This is a genomic window from Flavobacterium sp., assembly GCF_030146175.1.
GTDB lineage: Bacteria > Bacteroidota > Bacteroidia > Flavobacteriales > Flavobacteriaceae > Flavobacterium.
Map to the genome: position 1 here is coordinate 1 of NZ_JASLCE010000023.1, position 19,384 is coordinate 19,384.

Below are 19,384 nucleotides of genomic sequence, written 5' to 3' on the forward strand. Positions count from 1 at the left end.
TTGGTTAGAATACATGCCTGTCACGCATGGGGTCGCGGGTTCGAGTCCCGTCCAGACCGCCAGTAAAAAAAGCCTCTCATATCGAGAGGCTTTTTTATTTTATATGGGTTTACTTTGAAATGATTATTCGATATGAATAACGCCTACAGCGATAGCAATCGCATTAATTTCCTTCCTGTGTAACTGAAAAGGTAGGAATTCCGGATTTTCGGAAACGGCCAAAATATGGTCATCGTCTTTTCCTTCCAAAACTCTTTTAATTAATATGCCTTGTGTGGTGCTTATGATATAAATATGATTCCATTGTAGAAAGCTGTCAAGTGGAATTCTTTTGCAGGCGATCATATCGCCGCTATTGTATTTGGGAAGCATGGCATTTCCTTTTACGCTGACTAAGAAATCGACATCTTTAAAAGTTGGAACATGGTATTTTTCAAGAATATGTTCCGAAGCAATAAAAGCTTTGTATTTGATTTTGGTAAAAGCAGTTTCGGTAATCAATGGGATTAATGCTGCATTTTTGAGTGATATGCTGTCGAAACTAGCGTCGCTATGAGGTAATGGATAGCTGTTGTTGTTTTCGTTTGTGATAGCATTTGGATCGGAGTTATTGTATAAGTTATCTTTTCGGAACATTTTTCCATTGCCCATTAGGAGCCATTCGGGTGAAATATCGGGAAAAGCTTTTAAAATGTTGTTTAGTGTATCGTCTTTCAGGCTTGCGGTTCGTTTAATCGCAGTCTGAATGGAATTGTTTGACATATGGATTTTCTTTTCAAAACCACTAATGGAAAGACCGTAATACCGGATTATTTCTTTGACACGTTCTATAGGCTTCATATAAACAAGATTAAATTCAGGCAATGGTTTGTTTTGGAGGAGGGCTATTTTGTTTTGAATAAGCTAAAAATAGTAGTTTCCTTTAAGGAAACAAAGGTGTTAATATGTAAAGTTATAAAAAATAAATAAAACAGTTTGCTGCTGGTCAACGAATAACTTCTTTTTTTAAGAATATAACATATGGTCATTTGAAGTGAAAAAAGGCGGGAATAAAAGTTTTCTTTTTTGAAACTTTCTACGTCAAAAGAATGGCTACTATAGTAATAGCGATAAAGTTAATTTCCTTTTTATGTAGCTTAAAAGGTTGGAATTCCGGGTTCTTGGATACGAACTCAATAGGGTTTGTCGTCTTTTAAATCGCTAACACGTTTTATGGTAGTCTGAATGGAATTGTTGGACATTTGGATCTTTTTTTAAAACACGGATGGAAAGGTTGTGGTAGTAGGTTATTTCTGTAATGTATTCTGTTGGTTTCATATAAGAATTGTTTTAAACGATATTCTTGCTTTTTTTAGAATATTGCTTTATATTTAGAATGAAGTTCGTATACGGGCTTTATTGTTTGAAGCAAAAAAATCAATATATAAAGTTATGGAAAAAAGCAAGTATAATAAATATAATGTTCTGGTAATTAACAGACTTTCAGAAAAATATGGATTTACAGGGTATTATATTCGACAGTGTCTAAGAGGAGATAGAAAAAATTTAACGGCTGATCAATTGAGAAAAGAGTATAATATGCTTAGTAAAGCTATTACGAAGTTGTTGAAAGAAAGCTAAATAGGTGAAAAAACATTGTGATAGGATTGATGTTATAAAATAAAAGGTGCTTTTATAGTGCGGATACGTTGTGGCTGCTCAGTTTTAATTTTATAAATATCAAAATGTTTTTTGTGATTTTAAAGTGTAAATTCAAAATAAATATATTAAAATGTAACAATTGTCTTTAAAAAGTGTATTTTTGCCTTTGAATTGTTAAATAATATCATCAAGTGTTATATAATATTGCAGACTACATAGCTGTACAGCTATGAAACCTACAGTCTATGCAATAGACCGTTTATCCCCCCGGATTTCCTAAATAAAGGAATTGCATTTAAGAACATTTCTTCCCTCAAACCGATCGCGAAATGACTCCGATAAGTCCAAAGTTATTGTAGTCTGGTATAAAAACAACTTAGAGCTGATTTTGTATGAAGTGTTACCTTTTCTTTTTAGGGTTCCTTGGTTTTTTGCCGTTGGCTTATAGTCAGTCAAAAGAGGCGGAATTCGACAATATGTTTCAAAAAACATTGCGTTTGGATGCAATGGCTTCACCGGAGGCATTAATCGAAGGAATAAAAGCAATTACGTATGCCGAACAAATCAACTATAAACCAGGAATTGTAAAAGGAACATTTTGGATATGTGAACTTTATATTCGAAATGGGAGCGATGCTCAGGCCTTATTATTTGCTGTAAAGGCCGAAAAAAGTGATGCTTTTTCCGATGTTACTAACATGGTCAAATTAAAACGTATCAAAGCCAAAAGCCTGATTCGGATGGGTTTTTACGAAGAAGCTGAAAAAACACTGAATGACGCTTTGTCTTATGTCATAAAACTACAGGAAAACAAACATAGTTGCTGGTTAAAAGGAGCAATTTATGCCGATATAGGGACTAATTATGCCGAAAATGAGGAAACGCAACATCGTGCAATAGAATACTATCAGAAAAGTCTGCAATTGTTTCAAAAAATGGATGACTCCGATCAGCTCAAACCACAATATACCTTTTGGGTATTGGTAAAAATAGCATCGTTATATAGAAGGCAACGACAGTTGGCCAAAGCACAACAGTATTTAAAAAAAGCGACATCATATATCGATTTTCTGAAAAATGATATGGGAAAAGCAGAATATTTTTATAATCAGGGTATTGTTTGTAATGCCAACGATGATATAAAAAAAGCCAAACAATATTTCCAAAAAGCCCTGCAAATCGTAAAGCGGGAATGTAAAATAACCTGCAAAAAAGAACTGTATTATCAGCTGTTTAAAGTCTGTCAGAATTTGAATAACAAAGATAGCTGCCGCTATTACAGGCAACAATATATGTTGTATAGTGACAGTCTGCACCAAATGTATAAAAAAGATGCCAGTGTGGCGCTGCGTTTTTTTGAAGAAGAAAAACAATACGAAATAAAGGAACGCTCCTTTCATTATTTTTTGGGAGTACTCTTCTGTATGCTGATAATGCTTATTGGTAGCTCAAAATTATTCCGCGATCACAGGAAATTTAAAATATTAAAAAAAGAAAAAATAGCAATAGAGGAGCAATTGCAAAAAAGCGAAAGTAATCTGGATCTGTTAAAAAAGAAAAATAGTCCGTTAGCCAATACCACTATTGAGCTTGATCGACTTGTTAGAGAAGGAAGTCCGGTTTTTCTGATGGAGTTTAAAAAACAATTTCCGGATTTTTACGATCGGTTGCTGCTGTATAATTTTGATATTGAGGTTGACATGAAGTTTTGTGCTTTGATGCGACTGGATTATACCACAGCACAAATGGCCGATTATACCAAAAGCTCGATCCGGGCAGTTGAATCAAAGAAATACAGAATCCGAAAAAAACTGGATATTCCACGGGATAAAAATATTTATGAATGGTTTCAGGAATTCTAAAATGAAAGAAATGAAAAAAGTGTTTTTATACTACATGATAATGATGATTTCAGGATCTGCTTATGCTCAGGGTTATTCAAAAACACAAATTGATCAAATGATAGAAGAGATCAGTAAGATGGCAAATAGTGAACCGGATAAAGTATTGCCGGCAAGTTTTGATTGCTATAATTATTCAAAAAATATTGGTTATAAAGAAGGGATGGCTAATAGTTTGTTGCTAACCGGTAAAGGCTTGTTGTCGTTGGGACAATACGATGCCGCTTTGGAATATGCCGCTAAAAGTGAAGCAATTGCAGGGAAGCAGCATTACAGTGAAATAATGTGTGAAGCCTGTCGGTTGGAAGCAGAATGCTATCGGTCGTTGGGAGTTGAATATCAGGTTTATAAAATGCTGCAAAAAGCCATGAGGTTTACGGCAGATATCCAGGATCGAAATAAGCAATACCATGAAAGAGGATCTGTTTTTAGTGACATGGCACATTATTACGAACGAATGGAAAAGCAGGATTCAGCTTTGGTTTATTATGAAAATAGCGATAATGTTTTTAGCATGATGAAAACCGGATACATCAAAAATAGGGAGCGTTCATTGGCAGCTTCCGGAATGGCTATGATTTGTATGGAGAAAGAACAATACGACCTGGCTGAGCTGTATCTTAAAAAAGCAGAAGATCTGGCTGGACATACAAACGGCACCGAAATGCAGTTGAAGATCTTTCGAAATAAAGGAAAACTTGAAGGGGTTAAAGGAAATAACGAAAAAGCTATTGCGTATTATAACGATGCGCTGATTTTGGCAAAACAATTGAAAAAAAAAGAAGTACAGGCGCTTATTTACCATAAGCTATCGTTGTTATATGAAAAAACGGGAGAGGAAGAAAAAGCCATTCAGTGCTTTTTGGAGAGTCATAAAATAAGTGATCATCTGGAAAAAAACAAAATAAGTGTCCGGGAGTTACCGGTGAAATTAGTGGTTGAAAACACGGAACAACAATTTAAAAAAAATAGGACGGAAATTGTAGTAGCGCTGAGTTTTGGAATGCTCTTTATTTTGTTTTTAGTTGCGCGAATGATTTGGTATTATAAAAAAATGAAAGAAGGCCTATTGGCAATGAAACATACGGAAAACCAATTGAAACGTAAAAAAGCCTTTTTAGAAAAAGCAAAGCATATCGATGATGTAACGATCGAAAAAGTAGTGCAGTTAGGACTTAAAAATGACCCGCAGTTTCTAATACAGTTTGCCATTATACACCTGTCATTTTACGAACGGATGCTGGAGCTAAAACCATCCTTAAAAGAAGAAGAACTAAAAATAGGAGCCATGCGGAAATTAGGATTTTCTACAAAGGAAATCGCGATTATTACCGACGTCTCGGTACGGTCTGTGGAAGCACGGATATACCGGATCCGAAAAAAAATTAAAGAAGCTGTAGGCGAAGAAGAGCGGCATTGGTTTGAAATGATATAATAAAAAGTATTGTTGAAGGATAAAATTGTTATAAATGTTTAAAGTGTATTTTATTTTGATTTTTATGCTTTTATGCTTTTATGTTTTTTATTTTTATATAAAATCGTAATAAAGTGTAAATATGATAAAAAAATACATGCTGTATTTACCGGTGCTTACCTTCGGCGCATTACAGGCGCAGGAATTTGTGATCCGGGAAATGCCAAGTCTGATGAACGTCCAATATAGTTCGGTAGCTTTTGCCGACGTAAATGGTGATGGTAATGCAGATTTGCTGCTGAGTGGTGCCGATGGCGGTTATGCACTACGTTCCAATTTATATCTGAATGACGGACAGGGGAATTTTTCCGTATCCAACAATCCCGATTTAATGGTCATCCGGGAAGGTGCTACGGCCTTCGCCGATATCGATGGGGATGGCGATCAGGATTTACTGATTACCGGAATAACCGAAGTGGTAACGTCGGCCGGAAACTACGGAACCAGAGTAAAGTTGTACCGAAACAACGGAGCCGGTTTGTTTTCCGAAATTGCAAATCCGGGTTTGGAAGCCGTAAGTCAGAGTGCCGTCTTGTTCCGGGATATTGATAACGACGGTGATGTGGATCTGATTATGGCCGGACAAGGGGCGGGAGTGGCGGTTACTAATCTGTATGTTAACGATGGCAATGGTAATTTTACAGTAGCCAATGCCAATATACCTGCCAAAATGAATCTGATGTATTCGTCTATCGCAATGGCGGATATCGATAACGATGGCGATCCTGATTTGTTGCTAACCGGAATGGACGGAGCGGATAGTCAGATCAAAATGGCTTTATATAAAAACAACGGATTGGGCGTTTTTACCAAAGTAAATAACCCGGGAATTGAACCGATTTTTACCGGAGGAGCAGTTTTTGAAGATGTCGATAATGACGGAGATGTCGATCTGATGATGATGGGCGCAGATCCGTTATATGCAAAAGTTGGAAAATTATACCTAAACGACGGAAGCGGGAATTTTACATTAAAAGCGAATACTCCTTTTATCGGAGCGCAATACGGCGATGTGAAATTTGCCGATGTAAATAACGACGGTTTAAAAGATGTATTGATCACCGGATATAGAAACCCCAATACGCGTGCCGATTTATATATTAATAACGGAAACGCCGAATTTACAATGGCTACGGATATGCCTTTTATCGGAATGAATAACAGTGCGCTGGCTTTTGCAGATGTAGATAACGACAACGATATGGATTTGGTCATTACCGGTCAGAATTCGCCATTGGGAACCCTGACAAAATTATATATCAACCAAACCAATATGCTGTCGGTTGCTAATCCGAAGATGCAGGCTGTAAACATATATCCAAACCCGGCACAACATACGATTAACATACAAATCCCGGACGGAACGATGGTTGGCAAAATTGAAATATACGATAGCTTGGGGAAATTGGTTGTACAACAACAATCCGGACAATCGATAAGTGTTGAAAAATTATCCACGGGAGTATATACGGCTGTAATTTATACAGACAAAGGAATGCTAAGGCAGAAAATAGCCAAATATTAAAACCGGACAGGTTTAGTAGTAAATTTAAAACCAGATATCGCGATAATCCCATACTTTGGCCAGAAAAAGACCAAGGTAGACCATGCAGACCACAAACTTGATAAAAGTGGAAGCCAGGAAACCGATAAAAGAACCGGTAGCGGCTTTAACCGCCCGTTTGTGGTCTTTGTTGTCATAAATTAATTCGCCCACCAACGCGCCTACAAATGGCCCGATAATAAAACCCAGCGGAACTGGCGCAATAAGTCCAACGACCAACCCGATATTGGTTCCCCAAACACCATATTGGCTACCGCCAAATTTTTTGGTTCCTTTGGCGGGAATGACATAATCCAGTATAGCGACAGCAATAGCTACAAATAGTGTTATTCCCAAAATCCAATAGCTAAACGGGATGCCTTTGGTGAAGTAAAGTAATAACAATCCGACCCAACTAATCGGTGGTCCGGGTAAAACAGGAAGAAAACTACCGAGTATCCCAACCAGCATACAGATGAAACCCGTTATTAGTAAGAAGTATTCCATAATTTTTTTAGTACTTTTGACGACTTAAAGTTACGATTTATCATTGTAAGAAAGAACAACGGGATTTATAAACCGGTTTTAAGAAACAAAAAAATGAAAAAATACGGGCTCTTATTCTTTATATTAGTTGCGATCACTTCCTGTCAGTTTGCTGATAAAAAAGTACAATCGGAAGACGATTTGCTACAAAAAGAACTCAAAAAGATCGACTGGAAAAAAGTAGATGCTTTCCCAACCATCGATGCCTGTGAAGCGATTTCCGATGAAACCCAGCGGCGCCAATGTTTTTTTGAATACCTCACGCAGACCATTCAGGAAAAACTCAATATCGATACACTGGCGGTTTTATACCCCGAAATCGATACCATTGCGGTAAAAGTAACCGTATTTCCGGATGCGACAATCAAATTTGAACCGCAGTTTCCAAAAGACAGTGTGGCCTACGATAAAGTAAAGATAGACAGTATTCTACACAGCCGTCTGATCGATTTTCCAAAGATCAATCCGGCGATAAAAAGAGGTATTCCGGTAAAAACACAATTTATACTTCCGGTTATTTTGAACGTAGAGAAGTAAACCGTCTCCCTTTCCACGAATAGGAACCACTAAGGGAAAATAAGGCAACAGCAACCGAAAAAAACGGATAGATAATACTACTGATCAATACAGAAGTCATTTTCATGCGAAGCAAACGATTCGTTTGCCACATCAATATCCAGTCAATAGTAAATTTTAGAAGTGTAAAAGCCAGCGGAAATAACCAGCTTATTTGCTCCGTAATGGCCAGTGCAACTACCGCCAACAGGCAGCAATTGGCTAGGAATACGATAATAGCCAGTCCTTTCGAAAAATCCGATTGATAAGCTCCGGATTTTGAAGCCCAACGTACATGTTGTAGGAAAACCGCTTTCCAGCTTTTTAACGGTTTGGTTTGCACGATGGCGGCTTTGGTTTTCAGATAAAACACCCGTTCCGGATCGTGTGCGATGGCTTTTTGTAATAAAAAAACATCATCGCCACTGGCAATATTCGTATTTCCTTTAAAACCATCGAGTTCGGAAAACAAACGACGATCGTAAGCCAGATGGGCACCATTACACATAAAGGCCTCGTTAAGCCCGAAACTGCCCAAAGTAGCGCCTTGTAAACTCAACAAGTCCATTTGTTGGAAATGGGACAATAATCCGGGATCTTTTCGCAGATTAACCGCTCCGGCGATCATTTCGGGGTTTTGTTGTTGAACACAGCTGTCCAAGGTAGACAACCATTGCGAAGGAACGCAGCAATCCGCATCGGTAGTTACAATCCAATCTTTTTTTGAAATGGAAACCGCACGGGTAATGGCATCTTTTTTCGGTGCATTTGTAGTACGGACATTGTCCAATATTGTCACATGAAAAGCGGTGTGTTCCATTCGCCAGTTATTGATCAGGCGAACGGATTCGTCTTCAGATGCATCGTCCACAAAAATAATTTCAAACAATTCTTTCGGATAATCCAATGTGACAAATGACGCTAATAAGTCCGGTAAATTCGTAGCCTCATTCCGGAAAGGAACCACAATCGAAAAAGAAGTTTGTGCTGTTTTAGAGCTACCATCAAAGGATTTTACTTTTGAAGACCCGTAGATGAGTAAGCCGATAAAAAGCGCATAATCGATAAAAATCAGGCAAAAAAGGAGGATTAGGATTTCCATTGGGATTTAAAATTTAAAACAAAATAACTACCGATTACAACCGGAAGTACCACGTTTAAAAACCACATCAAGGTACTAATAAAAACGACAATCCATTCGTTCACATCCAATAAACCAAAAAAATACAACGCCACACTACCTTTTACCGCAAAATCCAGAAACTGAAACGTAGGAAGCGATGACGCCAGAAAATATACACTGGTTATGGTCGCCATTAGTAAAGCATACGGCAGATTAACGTCGAATATAAGGAATAGAATATAATATTGGTGCGAAAAAACGAGATAACGACCAATGGCCAGTACTACATTTTTTCGATGTACGGATTTTGGAATTTCGTTTATTTTATGGATCAGTTTTTCAATAGAATAGCCTTTGATGGTAATGCGTTTTGCCAGAAAAAGAACCAGGAATAAGACCAGTAGCGAACCGAACAGTATCAACACGGTTTGCGTCGTGATTACCTGAAAAGAAGCATTAAAATAAAGCAATCCGAAAAGCCCGAAAATCACGGTTAAAACCATCTGAATTCCATTACAGATCAGATTCAGAAATACAATTTTTTTAGTCTGCGATTTTTCAAAAAATAACGCTTTTCCGGCATATTCTCCGATACCGTTTGGTGTAAAAATAGCAGCTGTTAACGCGCCTAAAACCTGTTTTGAGGCTTCACCAACGGAAACCGGACGGATTACGGAAACCAGATTTTGCCACTTTAAAATCTCCAGAAAACGATTTAAAAACGTAAGCAAGAGGATAAGGGCAATACTGCCAAAAGACTGTTTACTTTTTATTAAAGTGATGAATTTATCCCAGTCGAGTTGGTCATTTTGCAGCAATTGTTTGTAAATAAAATAAAAAGCGGCGCCTACAATCAAAAGTTTGACTACAAGAACGAGGAATTGTTTAGCTTTGTGGGATACAGAAATCATCGCTGCAAAATAACAAATTAAAATTGGCAAACGAACGCATCATATTAGGAATTGATCCCGGAACCACGATCATGGGATTCGGTTTGATAAAGGTTATCAATAAAAAAATGGAATTTCTGCAATTAAACGAATTGCAATTATCCAAATACGATGATCATTATACCAAACTACGAATCATTTTTGAGCGTACCATCGAGCTGATCGAAACCTATCATCCGGACGAAATCGCGATCGAAGCACCGTTTTTTGGAAAAAACGTCCAATCGATGTTAAAACTCGGACGAGCACAGGGTGTGGCGATGGCAGCTGGTTTATCCCGTCAGATTCCGATCACGGAATACGAACCGAAAAAAATCAAAATGGCCATAACCGGAAATGGAAATGCGAGTAAGGAACAGGTGGCTAAAATGCTACAACAACTGTTGGGATTAAAAGAATTACCAAAAAATCTGGATAGTACCGATGGTTTGGCGGCTGCAGTTTGTCATTTTTTTAACTCCGGAAAAGTGACCGTTGGTAAAAGTTATTCCGGTTGGGATGCTTTTGTAAAACAAAATGAAGATCGGGTAAAAAAATAACATTCGTTTTGGCAGGAATTTATATTCACATACCGTTTTGTAAGCAGGCGTGTCACTACTGCGATTTTCATTTTTCGACTTCTTTAAAGAAAAAGGACGAAATGATCGCGGCATTGGTTCGCGAACTGCAACTGCGACAAAACGAATTGGGTAATGAACCGGTGGAAACGATTTACTTTGGCGGAGGAACGCCAAGTATTTTGCCAATAACCGATATCCGCTTAGTAATCGATACGATCTACAAACTTTTTACCGTGGCAGACAACCCGGAGATTACGGTAGAGGCCAATCCCGACGACTTATCGGAAGAACGGATTATCGCTTTGTCGGAAAACGGAATCAACCGGTTAAGTATCGGAATCCAATCGTTTTTTGAACAGGATCTGAAATTGATGAACCGGGCGCATAATGCAACCGAAGCTTTGAAATGCCTTCAAATTGCGACACAGTATTTCGATAATATTTCAATAGATCTGATTTACGGAACACCGGGAATGGACAATCAGCGTTGGCTTGAAAATATTCAACAGGCGTTGGATTTGGGGATTCCGCATATTTCGAGTTATGCCTTAACCGTCGAACCCAAAACCGCTTTACAACAATTTATCAAAAAAGGCATTGTGCCACAACCGGACGATGCCGTAGCACACGAGCAGTTTTTATTGTTGGTTGATCAGTTGGAAGCAAGCGGATTTGTACACTACGAATTGTCCAATTTTGGAAAGGAAAACTACTTTTCGCGAAATAATTCGGCCTACTGGTTGGGAAAAAAATACCTGGGAATTGGTCCTTCGGCACATAGTTATGATGGTGTCCATCGTAGTTGGAATATTGCGAACAATACGGTATATATCAAAACCATCGCAGAAGACAAACTGCCGTTGGAAATCGAAGAATTAACACCAACCGACAGGTATAACGAATATGTGATGACCGGATTGCGAACTATCTGGGGTGTATCGATTGACCGTATTGAAGCCGAATTTGGCCCGGTTTATAAAGACTATCTTTTACAGGAAGCACAGCAATATCAGGATAGTGGAAAACTGGAACTGAAAAACAACATACTGCGAACAACCCGTGAAGGAAAATTCTTTAGTGACGGTATCGCGAGTGATCTGTTTTTTGTGGATTAAAAATACCGCTTAAAAAGGATTGTCCGGAAGTCAAATCCTGAGGGAAAAGGTTTATATTTGAAGATATAAATGACCTTAATCAGAACCATGAAAGCCATCATCCATCATAAAAATCGGGATTTTGAAGTCAATTTAGCACAACCTATCGACATTTCAATACCATTAACCAATACGGATCAGAACCCGATTGCCTGGTATATCGAAAAACCGATAATCGAGCCGGTACGTTTCGGCGATTGGATCGGAAAAGTTAGCGAAGGAAAATCATCGACCAATTTCAACAATATCTTTTTTAATCCGCACGGACATGGTACGCATACCGAATGTTTGGGGCATATTACCCGCGATTTTTACAGTATTAATCAATTGTTGCAACAATTTTTCTTTATCGCCGAATTGGTTTCCATACAACCGGAACAACAAGGAGAGGATCGGGTAATTACAAAAGCGCAAATTGTGACGGCATTGGCGGATAAAAAGCCGGAAGCGATCGTAATCCGTACACTTCCGAATGCTACCGAAAAAAAATCCCAAAACTATTCGAATACCAATCCACCTTATCTGGACGAAGCAGCCGCGACTTTTATCCGCGAAATAGGAATCGAACATTTATTGATCGATTTGCCAAGTGTCGACAAAGAACATGACGAAGGGAAACTATTGGCACATAAAGCGTTCTGGAATGTGACAGATGTTGCTACACTGAATGCGGATGCCCGAACAAATGCGACGATTACGGAAATGATCTTTGTAACGGATACTATTGCTGATGGAAGTTACCTGCTAAATATACAAATCGCCTCTTTTGAGAACGATGCATCGCCAAGTAAACCAATACTGTATAAAATACAATGAAAAAACTAGTACAACTCGAAGAACTGGCTCAGTTTTTGGCGGGATTACTGCTGTTTTTGCAACTGGATTTCGCCTGGTGGTGGTTCCCATTACTGCTATTGGTTCCCGATTTATCCATGTTGGGGTATCTGTTTGGGAATAAAATAGGTGCCTGGAGTTATAATTTCGCACATCATAAGGCGGTAGCTATTATAGTCTATTTTATAGGAGTTTATACTGTAAATAAAAATCTGGAACTGGCCGGAATCATTTTGTTTTGTCATTCCAGTATGGATCGGGTTTTTGGCTATGGTTTAAAGTATATCGAAGGCTTTTCGAAAACACATTTGGGAATAATAGGAAAACATAAAACACAATAAAATGGATATACAGGCGTATTATGAGTATTGTTTGTCTAAAAAAGGGGTAACCGAACATTTTCCTTTCGATGAGGATACGCTGGTGTTTAAAGTAGGCGGAAAAATGTTTGCGCTTTCATCGTTAAAAGAATGGGAAAATGGAAGTCCGTCGATAAATTTAAAATGTGATCCGGAAAGGGCACAAGAATTGCGGGGACAATATGACGATATCAAACCGGGATATCATATGAGTAAAATACATTGGAATACCGTTACGGTAAACGGCGAATTACCGGATAAATTTGTCAGAGAACTGATCGCGCATTCGTATGATCTGATCTTTAACAGTCTGACAAAGAAAATACAAAGTGAAATTAATCAGTCCGAAAATTAGAAAAATTCAAAAGGACTTTGCAATTTTGTATTCCGAAAAATGAAACCAAATAAAACAGCATTACGCTGAAAGGATAACAATATGAAAGATCAAATTAAAAAGTTTTTAAACGAAGACCAGGATCCGAAAGCCATTGAGAAAATTACATCCAAATTACAGGATTTGTTGATGCGAAATGAAGAGGTAGGCTATATCGGCGTACAAAAAAAACCGGCGATCACCGTATTTCCGGACAGTATTGTACTGACGAACAAACGCATCATTATGTGTCGTCCGAAAAACCTGGGACTATCGATGGATTTTGTAGATTATAATTGGGATGATATCGCCGGAGCATTTGTAAAAGAAAATATTTTGGGTTCCGAATTCTCCTTTTCGACCAAAAGTGACCTGACGATCTCCATTGATTATATTCCAAAAACACAGGCGCGAAAATTATACACGTTTGCAAAAGAACAAATGGACGCCTTAAAAGAACCGGTAAATCCGGTACAAGCGGCGCCAGTGGTGGAACCAACACCGGTTGCGGAACCATTTGTAGAAGAAGTGGAAGAAGTGGAAGCTGAAGAAGTAACCAGTTTCGCCGAAATAATGCCGGCTACTCCGGTTAGTTATCAGGAACCGGTTGTCGAAACGCCAGCACCGGCACAAACGGCATCGGGTGATAAAAAATTAAGCGAGCTGACCAAAGAGGAGCTTTTTGAAAAACTTCAGAATTATAAAAAACTATTGGACAACGGACTGATTCTTCAGGGAGAATATGATACGTTGAAAAAAGAGATTTTAACCTATATGTAAAAATGATATAGTATGGAAAAAGGTAAAGACGTAGAAGCACTGATTCCACATCGGGCTCCGTTTCTGTTTGTAGATGAAATTCTTTCGGTAAGCGAAAAAGAAATCATTGGCGTATATACTTTTAAAAAAGATACGGATGTATTTATAAAAGGTAGTTTTCCCGAAATCGAGTTTGTACCGGGAACGATACTTATCGAATCGATGGCACAATGCGGAGGCGCCGGCGTACGGTTATTAGGTGTTTCAAAAGGCGTTTTTGCCCTCGCACAGATCGAAAGTGCCCAGTTCTTTAAAGGTGTAACCTATGATGAACAGGTGCGATACGAAATTGCGATACAACGGATGAGCGAAAAAATCATCAAGCAATCCGGAATCGCTTATGTGGGCGATGCCAAAGTAGTAGAAGCCTCCTGGATGTCCATTCGGATTGATTCGGCTCAATAAAATAAAAAGCTCCGTTATTAACGGAGCTTTTTATTAGAGTGCTTTTTTCTGTTTTTCCGAAAAATTGTCGGCCTGCATTTCCAGCAATTCGATAGCCTTTTTCTTTTTGTATTCGTAGAGTTCGCGATCCTGTCGTATTTCAGCATACACATCGTCATAAATACCGGCATCGGTAGTGCGTTGCAATTCCCGTTGGTAATTGTTTTGTTCCAATAGCGTTTTAAGCGCCATTTCGGAATCTTCCAGTTTAAAATCGTATTCGCTTTTGGCGGCCAATAACTTCGCAATAATGGGTGACGTTTCGATAGCCAGAAACAACAGCATAATAAAAATCGAAGGCAGACTTGGTAGTTTGTTCAGTGCATTGATACGCGCCATCAAACCGTCGAAACCATCGATTACCGGTTGGGTATCGCTCACTTTTTTATCCAAATCGGCCTGTAAAGTCTTTGCTTTGGCCTCTTTTTCGGTGATCTTGGCCAGATTTACTTTCCGCAACGTATCCAATTCTTTTAAAGCCGCATCGTGTTTATCGCGTTTTTCTTTGTAAACCGGACCTTTACCCAGTTTTAAGGTTCCTTTGGTTCCTTCGGCTTCGGTGATATAGGTTGAATAAAGATCGTTAACCTCTTTTTCTTTTTTAAGAATATCCGCTTTCAGACCGTCAATTTCTGCCTTGTTTTTGGCTAAATCCGTTTGAAAATAATTGGAAATCTCCTTTTTGTTAGCCAATGCCATGGCATTTTTCTCTTTAAGCAACACGGTATTGATTTCCTTTTCGAATATTTTAATCTCAAGTGGTTTGGAGATAACAATAGCAATGATCATTGCCAGAATAATCCGTGGCGTTGCCTGTAGGAACTCGCTCCAGAAGCGATCGCGTTTCCGAATGGTAGAAACGATAAAACGATCCAGATTAAAAATAAGTAAACCCCAGACAATACCGAAGAAAACAGCCGTATACACATTGTCAAAAACGGTATATAGCGCGTAGGCACTTGCGATAAAAGCCATAACGGCAGTAAAAAATACGGTAGCTCCGATCCCGGCGTATTTGTTTTGTTCCCCGTTACTGCAGGAGTCGAGGAGGTTTTTGTCTGCGCCGGAGCACAGCATAAAAAAACGTTTTAACATGATTGATGATTTTGATTGATGATGATGCAAATTTAACGCCAAAAAAGATATAATAGTGTAAAAGCTTGATATATTTTGGATTAAAGGTGAAAGTGACGTTGTAAAGAGCCGAAAAGACTACCGATTATTTACGGCAGATAAACACAAATGCAGGTGGAATGTTGAAAAAAGTAAAGCGGGTTTTTACTTTTGAGAAAACAGATTTTAGCTTTGAATGCAATTTTAGCGAATATTGAAACTGTATAAATGCACCGGTTTCCGAAAGGCAATATTTAGAGTTGATCAATATATTATGGACCATATTTTCCGGTAATACGGTAAGTGGGAGTGATGATACGATAAAATCGGCACGCGAACAATGGTAGTGACGTAAATAGGATTCGATTTTTTCGGCACTGTCGTTGATCACAATCAGACGGGGATCGTTGATTTGTTTTAAAGCTTCGGAAAACTCTTTGTTGACTTCAAAAACGAGTAATTTTCCTTCCGGATGTAGTTTTTCCAATAGTTTTAAGGTGAAAATACCGGTGCCCGGACCATACTCTACGATACAACGCGCGGTTTTAAATCGGATCGGTCGTAGCATTTTTTTAGCCAAAAAGGAGGAACTCGGTGACAAAGCACCAATAGTTCCTCCTGATTTCAGGACTTCGGATATAAATTTTTTGTCCAAAGTAATATGTTGTAAATGTTCTATTTACTCAGTTCGGTGAAATATTTGTAGAACAATGGAATGGTTTCGATTCCTTTCAGGTAATTAAATACACCGAAATGCTCGTTTGGCGAATGGATGGCATCGCTATCCAATCCGAATCCCATTAAAATTGTTTTACTTTTCAATTCTTTTTCGAATAAAGCTACAATTGGAATACTTCCGCCGGAACGTACTGGAATCGGTTGTACGCCAAACGTATCGTTATACGCTTTGGCTGCCGCCTGATAACCAATACTGTCGATCGGTGTTACATAACCTTGTCCGCCGTGGTGTGGTTTTACAACAACTTTAACGGATTTAGGAGCAATGCTTTCGAAATGCTTCTGGAATAATTCGGTAATTTCTTTCCAATCCTGGTTCGGAACCAAACGCATCGATATTTTGGCATGCGCCTTACTGGCGATAACGGTTTTAGCGCCTTCGCCGGTATAACCGCCCCAGATTCCGTTTACATCCAATGTTGGACGGATGGAATTTCGTTCGTTGGTTACATAGCCGGTTTCTCCGTAAACATCGTCAATATCCAAAGCTTTTTTATAATTATCCAATGAAAAAGGTGCTTTTGCCATTTCGGCTCTTTCTTCGGTCGAAAGTTCCTGTACCTTATCATAGAATCCCGGAATGGTAATATGATTGTTTTCATCGTGAAGAGAAGCAATCATTTTGGCTAATATATTGATAGGATTGGCTACGGCTCCACCGTATAATCCGGAATGTAAATCGCGGTTTGGTCCGGTTACTTCCACTTCCACATAACTCAAACCTCTAAGGCCGGTTGTGATGGAAGGTTGTGTATTGGAAATCATACCTGTATCGGAAATCAGAATTACGTCGTTGGCCAGTTTTTCCTGGTTGCGTTCTACAAACCATCCTAAGCTGGCAGAACCTACTTCTTCTTCACCTTCGATCATGAATTTAACGTTACACGGAAGTGTATTGGTTTGTACCATATACTCCAATGCTTTTACGTGCATGTACATCTGACCTTTATCGTCGCAGGCACCGCGAGCAAAAATAGCACCGTCGGGATGTAATTCAGTTGTTTTGATCACCGGTTCGAACGGAGGAGAAGTCCATAATTCGATCGGATCGGCTGGTTGTACGTCATAATGACCGTATACTAAAACGGTAGGTAATTTCGGATCGATGATTTTTTCACCGTATACAATAGGGTAGCCCGGCGTTTCGCAAAGCTCTACAAAATCGCATCCGGCTTTTTCCAGACTTGCTTTAACGGCATTGGCAGTATCGATAACATCTTGGGAGTAAGCACTGTCGGCACTTACGGAAGGAATTTTTAATAAGTCAACTAATTCGTTTATAAAACGTTCTTTATTTTCCTGAACGTATTGTTTAATAGTATCCATTTATAATGCTAATATGATGAAAGCCAAATGTACAAAAAAAACTATCAAAATTTTTTTCATTTTTTTCTTGGATGGTAAGAAGTAATGCGTATATTTGCACCCACAATAACAAAGCAATTACGCTTTACGAAGTTGTCCTGCGGGTGTGGTGAAATTGGTAGACACGCCAGACTTAGGATCTGGTGCCTTCGGTGTGTAGGTTCGAGTCCTATCACCCGCACAAAAGCCTCTGAGAAATCAGAGGCTTTTTTTATGCAAAAAAACTAGACCTTGATAGGTTATGTCTGTTGAAAATGTGTGCGTTAGACATTTTTACGTTGCTTTTTATTCGACTCTGTTTCGAGCTGTGATAAATAGCTGTAATCCTTTACATCGGTCGTAACGTATTACTGTAGGTAATTTTATACGGATTTTTGGTTTCGGCATTGTCTTTCATCACATAAATAAATTTGTATTGCTTTGCTTTTTTAGGCTCGATAATCACTTCTTTATTGCTCATTTTATCGGTAATTGTAGTAGCGAATGTATTGTCGATTCGCAGCGAATGTGCAATTCCATTTCCCAGATTGGTGATCGTGGTACCTTTATAAAGGGTTTTCTTTTCGTTTGAGATGGTCACCAGCTCACCTTTAAAGCCTTTTGTCAGAATAAGAACCGAAAAATTTTCACCATTGGCATTCATATCAGACAGGAATTGCTTTTTCTGACTCTCGGAAACCGAACGGAAATCGTCGCGATATTGTACATTAGAAGTGCTGCACATCGTAAATAATAAGGTAAAAAGAAATAGGACAATCGTTCTCATAAAATCAAAATCAAAGGTTCATACTATAAAAGTAACGGGTTAAAAGGCAATTCTATTATATCTTTGCAGGATTAAATCTAATCGGAACCGGATATGATTCATAAAATAGGGCATAGAGGTGCTAAAGGTTTTCTGGCAGAAAACACGTTGGAATCGTTTAGCAAAGCACTGGATTTGGGTGCCAATGCGATCGAATTGGATGTGCATATTTGTGCCACCGGCGAAATTGTCGTGATCCATGATTTTACGGTCGACCGAACAACAAACGGTTTCGGAGAAGTACATCAGCTATCCCTTTCGGAATTGAAAAAGCTAAAGGTTGAAGCATTGTACGCGATTCCTTTGTTGGAAGAAGTATTGGATTTAGTAGCTGGAAAATGTTGGGTTAATGTAGAATTAAAAGGACATGGAACAGCCGAACCTGTCGCCGAATTAATACAACACTATGTGACCGAAAAAGGTTGGCGCTATAAGGATTTTGTAGTTTCCAGTTTCCAGAAAGAAGAATTAAAAAGAATAAAAAAAATAAACCCTGAAATTCCAATTGGAATACTCACGCAGGCCAGTGTAGAACAAGCGATTCATTGGGCAGAACAATTGTCGGCCCAGGCGATTCATCCGCATTTTTCATTGCTAACCGAAGACAACTGTAAGGAAGCGCAAGCAAAAGGATATGCGATTTTTACCTGGACTGTTAATGAAGAAGATGATATCCGACGCGTAAAAGCATTGGGTGTTAACGGTGTTATTTCCGATTATCCGAATAGATTATGAATGCAAACTACGATGTTATCATTATAGGTGGTGGTGCGGCCGGATTTTTTACGGCTATCAACATTGCCGAAAACAATTCGAAACTAAAAATTGCCATTCTTGAACGTGGTAAAGACGTGCTTTCCAAAGTTCGCGTTTCCGGTGGCGGGCGTTGTAACGTAACGCATGCCTGCTTTATTCCGAATGAACTGGTTAAATTTTATCCTAGAGGAGAAAAAGAACTAAAAGGGCCTTTTCACCAGTTCTGTTCGGGCGATACGATCGAGTGGTTTGAACGCCATGGGGTGGAACTGAAAATCGAAGACGATGGAAGAATGTTTCCGGTAACCGATAGTTCGCAAACCATAATCGA

At 38.8% G+C, this 19,384-nt stretch carries 22 protein-coding genes and 1 tRNA gene; 15 read left to right on the forward strand and 8 right to left on the reverse strand.

Annotation, left to right across the window (positions count from 1 at the left end):
- Positions 1-123 precede the first annotated feature (123 nt).
- Positions 124-840, reverse strand: a complete 717-nt coding sequence (locus tag Q1R07_RS02530) for a LexA family transcriptional regulator (RefSeq protein WP_300485694.1) — start codon at positions 838-840, stop codon at positions 124-126.
- A gap of 591 nt (positions 841-1,431) precedes the next feature.
- Here Q1R07_RS02530 and Q1R07_RS02535 point away from each other — a divergent pair.
- The 4 genes from Q1R07_RS02535 to Q1R07_RS02550 all read left to right on the forward strand — a co-directional run bounded on the left by Q1R07_RS02535 (position 1,432) and on the right by Q1R07_RS02550 (position 6,541).
- Positions 1,432-1,620, forward strand: a complete 189-nt coding sequence (locus Q1R07_RS02535; protein WP_300485696.1) for a hypothetical protein — start codon at positions 1,432-1,434, stop codon at positions 1,618-1,620.
- A 413-nt stretch (positions 1,621-2,033) separates the two neighbouring features.
- Positions 2,034-3,503, forward strand: a complete 1,470-nt coding sequence (locus tag Q1R07_RS02540; protein ID WP_300485698.1) for a tetratricopeptide repeat protein — start codon at positions 2,034-2,036, stop codon at positions 3,501-3,503.
- A gap of 10 nt (positions 3,504-3,513) precedes the next feature.
- A complete protein-coding gene (locus Q1R07_RS02545) occupies positions 3,514-4,977 on the forward strand; it encodes a tetratricopeptide repeat protein (RefSeq protein WP_300485700.1) in 1,464 nt (487 codons plus the stop codon).
- A 121-nt stretch (positions 4,978-5,098) separates the two neighbouring features.
- Positions 5,099-6,541 (forward strand): T9SS type A sorting domain-containing protein, encoded by a 1,443-nt coding sequence (locus Q1R07_RS02550; protein ID WP_300485702.1) that lies wholly within the window; start codon positions 5,099-5,101, stop codon positions 6,539-6,541.
- Positions 6,542-6,565: 24 nt separating this feature from the next.
- On the opposite strand, the gene Q1R07_RS02555 is transcribed toward Q1R07_RS02550, so the two are convergent.
- Positions 6,566-7,066, reverse strand: coding sequence for a DUF456 domain-containing protein (locus tag Q1R07_RS02555; RefSeq protein ID WP_300485704.1), 501 nt, complete (start codon positions 7,064-7,066; stop codon positions 6,566-6,568).
- Positions 7,067-7,159: 93 nt separating this feature from the next.
- On the opposite strand from Q1R07_RS02555, the gene Q1R07_RS02560 reads away from it, so the two are divergent.
- The gene (locus Q1R07_RS02560; RefSeq protein ID WP_300485706.1) at positions 7,160-7,642 is read left to right on the forward strand and encodes a hypothetical protein; all 483 of its coding nucleotides are present in this window, start codon (positions 7,160-7,162) and stop codon (positions 7,640-7,642) included.
- On the opposite strand, the gene Q1R07_RS02565 is transcribed toward Q1R07_RS02560, so the two are convergent.
- A complete protein-coding gene (locus Q1R07_RS02565) occupies positions 7,620-8,762 on the reverse strand; it encodes a glycosyltransferase (protein ID WP_300485708.1) in 1,143 nt (380 codons plus the stop codon). The genes Q1R07_RS02560 and Q1R07_RS02565 overlap by 23 nt on opposite strands.
- Positions 8,750-9,694 carry a lysylphosphatidylglycerol synthase domain-containing protein gene (locus Q1R07_RS02570; protein ID WP_300485710.1) on the reverse strand — a complete coding sequence of 315 codons (945 nt, stop codon included), beginning with the start codon at positions 9,692-9,694 and terminating at the stop codon, positions 8,750-8,752. The genes Q1R07_RS02565 and Q1R07_RS02570 overlap by 13 nt, the downstream gene beginning before the upstream one ends.
- Positions 9,695-9,717: 23 nt before the next feature.
- On the opposite strand from Q1R07_RS02570, the gene ruvC reads away from it, so the two are divergent.
- The 7 genes from ruvC to Q1R07_RS02605 all read left to right on the forward strand — a co-directional run bounded on the left by ruvC (position 9,718) and on the right by Q1R07_RS02605 (position 14,237).
- Positions 9,718-10,272, forward strand: a complete 555-nt coding sequence (ruvC, locus tag Q1R07_RS02575; RefSeq protein WP_300485711.1) for a crossover junction endodeoxyribonuclease RuvC — start codon at positions 9,718-9,720, stop codon at positions 10,270-10,272.
- An 8-nt stretch (positions 10,273-10,280) separates the two neighbouring features.
- Complete coding sequence (gene hemW, locus Q1R07_RS02580) at positions 10,281-11,408, forward strand: radical SAM family heme chaperone HemW (RefSeq protein WP_300485712.1); 1,128 nt, start codon at positions 10,281-10,283, stop codon at positions 11,406-11,408.
- A gap of 87 nt (positions 11,409-11,495) precedes the next feature.
- A complete protein-coding gene (locus tag Q1R07_RS02585) occupies positions 11,496-12,263 on the forward strand; it encodes a cyclase family protein (protein WP_300485731.1) in 768 nt (255 codons plus the stop codon).
- Positions 12,260-12,622, forward strand: coding sequence for a DUF4260 domain-containing protein (locus tag Q1R07_RS02590; protein WP_300485713.1), 363 nt, complete (start codon positions 12,260-12,262; stop codon positions 12,620-12,622). The genes Q1R07_RS02585 and Q1R07_RS02590 overlap by 4 nt, the downstream gene beginning before the upstream one ends.
- Before the next feature lies 1 nt (position 12,623).
- Entirely contained in the window at positions 12,624-12,995 is a 372-nt protein-coding gene (locus tag Q1R07_RS02595) for an MmcQ/YjbR family DNA-binding protein (RefSeq protein WP_136402089.1), read from the forward strand.
- 81 nt (positions 12,996-13,076) lie between these two features.
- Positions 13,077-13,793, forward strand: coding sequence for a PH domain-containing protein (locus Q1R07_RS02600; RefSeq protein WP_300485716.1), 717 nt, complete (start codon positions 13,077-13,079; stop codon positions 13,791-13,793).
- A gap of 12 nt (positions 13,794-13,805) precedes the next feature.
- On the forward strand, positions 13,806-14,237 hold the full coding sequence (locus tag Q1R07_RS02605; protein ID WP_300485718.1) for a beta-hydroxyacyl-ACP dehydratase: 432 nt from the start codon (positions 13,806-13,808) through the stop codon (positions 14,235-14,237).
- A gap of 33 nt (positions 14,238-14,270) precedes the next feature.
- On the opposite strand, the gene Q1R07_RS02610 is transcribed toward Q1R07_RS02605, so the two are convergent.
- The 3 genes from Q1R07_RS02610 to Q1R07_RS02620 all read right to left on the reverse strand — a co-directional run bounded on the left by Q1R07_RS02610 (position 14,271) and on the right by Q1R07_RS02620 (position 17,453).
- Positions 14,271-15,371, reverse strand: a complete 1,101-nt coding sequence (locus Q1R07_RS02610; protein WP_300485720.1) for a DUF4407 domain-containing protein — start codon at positions 15,369-15,371, stop codon at positions 14,271-14,273.
- 124 nt (positions 15,372-15,495) lie between these two features.
- On the reverse strand, positions 15,496-16,044 hold the full coding sequence (locus Q1R07_RS02615; RefSeq protein WP_300485722.1) for an rRNA adenine N-6-methyltransferase family protein: 549 nt from the start codon (positions 16,042-16,044) through the stop codon (positions 15,496-15,498).
- A gap of 20 nt (positions 16,045-16,064) precedes the next feature.
- Positions 16,065-17,453, reverse strand: coding sequence for a dipeptidase (locus Q1R07_RS02620; RefSeq protein ID WP_300485724.1), 1,389 nt, complete (start codon positions 17,451-17,453; stop codon positions 16,065-16,067).
- A gap of 139 nt (positions 17,454-17,592) precedes the next feature.
- On the opposite strand from Q1R07_RS02620, the gene Q1R07_RS02625 reads away from it, so the two are divergent.
- Positions 17,593-17,673 (forward strand) — tRNA-Leu (locus Q1R07_RS02625).
- A 147-nt stretch (positions 17,674-17,820) separates the two neighbouring features.
- Here Q1R07_RS02625 and Q1R07_RS02630 read toward each other — a convergent pair.
- On the reverse strand, positions 17,821-18,258 hold the full coding sequence (locus tag Q1R07_RS02630) for a hypothetical protein (protein WP_300485726.1): 438 nt from the start codon (positions 18,256-18,258) through the stop codon (positions 17,821-17,823).
- A gap of 93 nt (positions 18,259-18,351) precedes the next feature.
- On the opposite strand from Q1R07_RS02630, the gene Q1R07_RS02635 reads away from it, so the two are divergent.
- Together Q1R07_RS02635 and Q1R07_RS02640 are read left to right on the forward strand one after the other, a co-directional pair.
- Positions 18,352-19,032 carry a glycerophosphodiester phosphodiesterase family protein gene (locus Q1R07_RS02635; RefSeq protein ID WP_300485728.1) on the forward strand — a complete coding sequence of 227 codons (681 nt, stop codon included), beginning with the start codon at positions 18,352-18,354 and terminating at the stop codon, positions 19,030-19,032.
- Positions 19,029-19,384, forward strand: a 356-nt coding sequence (locus tag Q1R07_RS02640; RefSeq protein ID WP_300485730.1) for an NAD(P)/FAD-dependent oxidoreductase, incomplete at its 3' end; no start/stop codon positions are given. The genes Q1R07_RS02635 and Q1R07_RS02640, both read left to right, overlap by 4 nt.

What these genes read in the sequence shown, in the direction of transcription:
- Q1R07_RS02530 (WP_300485694.1), bottom strand. Translation starts at nt 840, where the DNA reads ATGAAGCCTATAGAACGTGTCAAAGAAATAATCCGGTATTACGGTCTT.
- Q1R07_RS02535 (WP_300485696.1), top strand. Translation starts at nt 1,432, where the DNA reads ATGGAAAAAAGCAAGTATAATAAATATAATGTTCTGGTAATTAACAGA.
- Q1R07_RS02540 (WP_300485698.1), top strand. Translation starts at nt 2,034, where the DNA reads ATGAAGTGTTACCTTTTCTTTTTAGGGTTCCTTGGTTTTTTGCCGTTG.
- Q1R07_RS02545 (WP_300485700.1), top strand. Translation starts at nt 3,514, where the DNA reads ATGAAAAAAGTGTTTTTATACTACATGATAATGATGATTTCAGGATCT.
- Q1R07_RS02550 (WP_300485702.1), top strand. Translation starts at nt 5,099, where the DNA reads ATGATAAAAAAATACATGCTGTATTTACCGGTGCTTACCTTCGGCGCA.
- Q1R07_RS02555 (WP_300485704.1), bottom strand. Translation starts at nt 7,066, where the DNA reads ATGGAATACTTCTTACTAATAACGGGTTTCATCTGTATGCTGGTTGGG.
- Q1R07_RS02560 (WP_300485706.1), top strand. Translation starts at nt 7,160, where the DNA reads ATGAAAAAATACGGGCTCTTATTCTTTATATTAGTTGCGATCACTTCC.
- Q1R07_RS02565 (WP_300485708.1), bottom strand. Translation starts at nt 8,762, where the DNA reads ATGGAAATCCTAATCCTCCTTTTTTGCCTGATTTTTATCGATTATGCG.
- Q1R07_RS02570 (WP_300485710.1), bottom strand. Translation starts at nt 9,694, where the DNA reads ATGATTTCTGTATCCCACAAAGCTAAACAATTCCTCGTTCTTGTAGTC.
- Q1R07_RS02585 (WP_300485731.1), top strand. Translation starts at nt 11,496, where the DNA reads ATGAAAGCCATCATCCATCATAAAAATCGGGATTTTGAAGTCAATTTA.
- Q1R07_RS02590 (WP_300485713.1), top strand. Translation starts at nt 12,260, where the DNA reads ATGAAAAAACTAGTACAACTCGAAGAACTGGCTCAGTTTTTGGCGGGA.
- Q1R07_RS02595 (WP_136402089.1), top strand. Translation starts at nt 12,624, where the DNA reads ATGGATATACAGGCGTATTATGAGTATTGTTTGTCTAAAAAAGGGGTA.
- Q1R07_RS02600 (WP_300485716.1), top strand. Translation starts at nt 13,077, where the DNA reads ATGAAAGATCAAATTAAAAAGTTTTTAAACGAAGACCAGGATCCGAAA.
- Q1R07_RS02605 (WP_300485718.1), top strand. Translation starts at nt 13,806, where the DNA reads ATGGAAAAAGGTAAAGACGTAGAAGCACTGATTCCACATCGGGCTCCG.
- Q1R07_RS02610 (WP_300485720.1), bottom strand. Translation starts at nt 15,371, where the DNA reads ATGTTAAAACGTTTTTTTATGCTGTGCTCCGGCGCAGACAAAAACCTC.
- Q1R07_RS02620 (WP_300485724.1), bottom strand. Translation starts at nt 17,453, where the DNA reads ATGGATACTATTAAACAATACGTTCAGGAAAATAAAGAACGTTTTATA.
- Q1R07_RS02630 (WP_300485726.1), bottom strand. Translation starts at nt 18,258, where the DNA reads ATGAGAACGATTGTCCTATTTCTTTTTACCTTATTATTTACGATGTGC.
- Q1R07_RS02635 (WP_300485728.1), top strand. Translation starts at nt 18,352, where the DNA reads ATGATTCATAAAATAGGGCATAGAGGTGCTAAAGGTTTTCTGGCAGAA.